Source organism: Ruegeria sp. BG6 (assembly GCF_056538465.1).
In genome coordinates this window covers 1-2,500 of the sequence record NZ_JBQFTB010000033.1, presented here as the reverse complement: position 1 = coordinate 2,500, position 2,500 = coordinate 1, and the positions used below count along the sequence as shown (strand labels likewise).

Annotated in this window: 1 tRNA gene, 2 rRNA genes and 1 pseudogene (1 of these 4 cut by a window edge); 3 read left to right on the top strand and 1 reads right to left on the bottom strand. The window is 55.4% G+C overall.

Going from position 1 to position 2,500, the window contains the following annotated elements:
• The 3 genes from ACR0JW_RS23730 to ACR0JW_RS23720 form a co-directional block, all read left to right on the top strand.
• A 23S ribosomal RNA gene (locus tag ACR0JW_RS23730) occupies nt 1-1,578 on the top strand; it begins 1,265 nt to the left of the window's first position.
• 184 nt (nt 1,579-1,762) lie between these two features.
• Nucleotides 1,763-1,877: ribosomal RNA gene (gene rrf, locus ACR0JW_RS23725) — 5S ribosomal RNA — on the top strand.
• Nucleotides 1,878-1,930: 53 nt separating this feature from the next.
• Nucleotides 1,931-2,007 (top strand) — tRNA-Met (locus tag ACR0JW_RS23720).
• Nucleotides 2,008-2,083: 76 nt separating this feature from the next.
• On the opposite strand, the pseudogene ACR0JW_RS23715 reads toward ACR0JW_RS23720, so the two are convergent.
• Nucleotides 2,084-2,500 (bottom strand): annotated as a pseudogene (locus ACR0JW_RS23715) (hypothetical protein); the annotation flags it as partial.

Genomic DNA, 2,500 nt, shown 5'->3' with positions numbered 1-2,500 from the left:
GCGGGTGTAATGACGGATCGAGTTCTTTCGATGAAGCCGGCCTGTGAGGGATCCGGTGGAGAGATCACTAGTGAGAATGATGACATGAGTAGCGACAAAGAGTGTGAGAGACACTCTCGCCGAAAGTCCAAGGGTTCCTGCTTAAAGCTAATCTGAGCAGGGTAAGCCGGCCCCTAAGCCGAGGCCGAAAGGCGTAGGCGATGGGAACTAGGTTAATATTCCTAGGCCAGGAGGATGTGACGGATCACAGGTGTAGTTCAATCTTATCGGATTGATTGGGCTGCTGAGTGGTTCCTGGAAATAGCCCTCCATCAGACCGTACCCTAAACCGACACAGGTGGACTGGTAGAGCATACCAAGGCGCTTGAGAGAACGATGTTGAAGGAACTCGGCAAAATACCTCCGTAAGTTCGCGAGAAGGAGGCCCGGTTCCTAGGCAACTAGGGGCTGGGGGCACAAACCAGGGGGTGGCGACTGTTTATTAAAAACACAGGGCTCTGCGAAGTCGCAAGACGACGTATAGGGTCTGACGCCTGCCCGGTGCCTGAAGGTTAAAAGGAGAGGTGAGAGCCTTGAATTGAAGCCCAGGTAAACGGCGGCCGTAACTATAACGGTCCTAAGGTAGCGAAATTCCTTGTCGGGTAAGTTCCGACCTGCACGAATGGCGTAACGACTTCCCCGCTGTCTCCAACATCGACTCAGCGAAATTGAATTGCCTGTCAAGATGCAGGCTTCCCGCGGTTAGACGGAAAGACCCCGTGCACCTTTACTACAGCTTCGCACTGGCATCAGGATTGTGATGTGCAGGATAGGTGGTAGGCTTTGAAGCAGGAACGCAAGTACCTGTGGAGCCTCCCTTGAGATACCACCCTTCGCACTCTTGATGTCTAACCGCGGTCCGTTATCCGGATCCGGGACCCTGCGTGGCGGGTAGTTTGACTGGGGCGGTCGCCTCCTAAAGCGTAACGGAGGCGCGCGAAGGTTGGCTCAGAGCGGTCGGAAATCGCTCGTTGAGTGCAATGGCAGAAGCCAGCCTGACTGCAAGACTGACAAGTCGAGCAGAGTCGAAAGACGGCCATAGTGATCCGGTGGTCCCGAGTGGAAGGGCCATCGCTCAACGGATAAAAGGTACGCCGGGGATAACAGGCTGATACTGCCCAAGAGTCCATATCGACGGCAGTGTTTGGCACCTCGATGTCGGCTCATCTCATCCTGGGGCTGGAGCAGGTCCCAAGGGTACGGCTGTTCGCCGTTTAAAGAGGTACGTGAGCTGGGTTTAGAACGTCGTGAGACAGTTCGGTCCCTATCTGCCGTGGGTGTAGGAGACTTGAGAGGAGTTGCCCCTAGTACGAGAGGACCGGGGTGAACGATCCACTGGTGGACCAGTTGTCGTGCCAACGGCAGTGCTGGGTAGCTATGATCGGACAGGATAACCGCTGAAGGCATCTAAGCGGGAAGCCCCCCTCAAAACAAGGTCTCCCTGAGGGCCGTGGAAGACCACCACGTCAATAGGCCGGAGATGTAAGCGCAGTAATGCGTTCAGTTGACCGGTACTAATCGCCCGATAGGCTTGATTTGATCCAGTAATGGAAAGACAAATCAAAAACATACACCTCTTTGACTAGGGATGGCTGTGTCGCGCCAAGCGGCACTGTTGATTGACATAACAACTGTGCAGGAACGCGCATCCGCTTCGCGAATACGCTGCCTCCTGCGCGTCGCCTTTTTGCTTCGCAAAAAGAGCGACGGGGATTTTCCTCGGTTTGGTGGTCATAGCGCAAGTGAAACACCCGGTCCCATCCCGAACCCGGAAGTTAAGCACTGCCGCGCCAATGGTACTTGGGCTTAAGCCCCGGGAGAGTAGGTCACCGCCAAACCTAGTAAAATCCCCCAAAACCTCTCTAAACGATGACACACTTTCCGACCCTGACGCGGGATGGAGCAGCCCGGTAGCTCGTCAGGCTCATAACCTGAAGGTCGTAGGTTCAAATCCTACTCCCGCAACCAGCGTCGGAAACTCTCAGAACAGCCCGTTCAGACTACAATTGATCCACTGGATCAATTGCTTAACGTCTTCACCTCGTCAGGCTACTAACCTGAAGGTCGCAGGTTCAAATCCTGCTCCCGCAACCAGCGATATTTGCGATGCCTCCGCCGGTCCTGCCGCGGAGGTTTTTGCTTTTGGGCCTCCCGCCTGCCGTGATCGTCTGCTGCGTCCTCCCGCAACCACTTTTACCGAACCAGCCGCCGCAAGGCGGCTTTTGTCGTTCTGGACCAACCCAATCATCGCGGTCAACGCACCTTCCAAGTCGATCTGAACGCCATCGTTGGTGTGCCTGATCGTAACACGTTCGATCAAGCCCCGGATAATCTCCAAGGCCCCTGTACGGATCGACGGATCCGACAAAACCTGCGCCAGATCGGAAACCTTGGAGCGATAAAGTTCGGAAAGGTTCGGCTGCAGTCGCACCGGTGAGGGCGTAGCTTCGGAGAGCTTCGC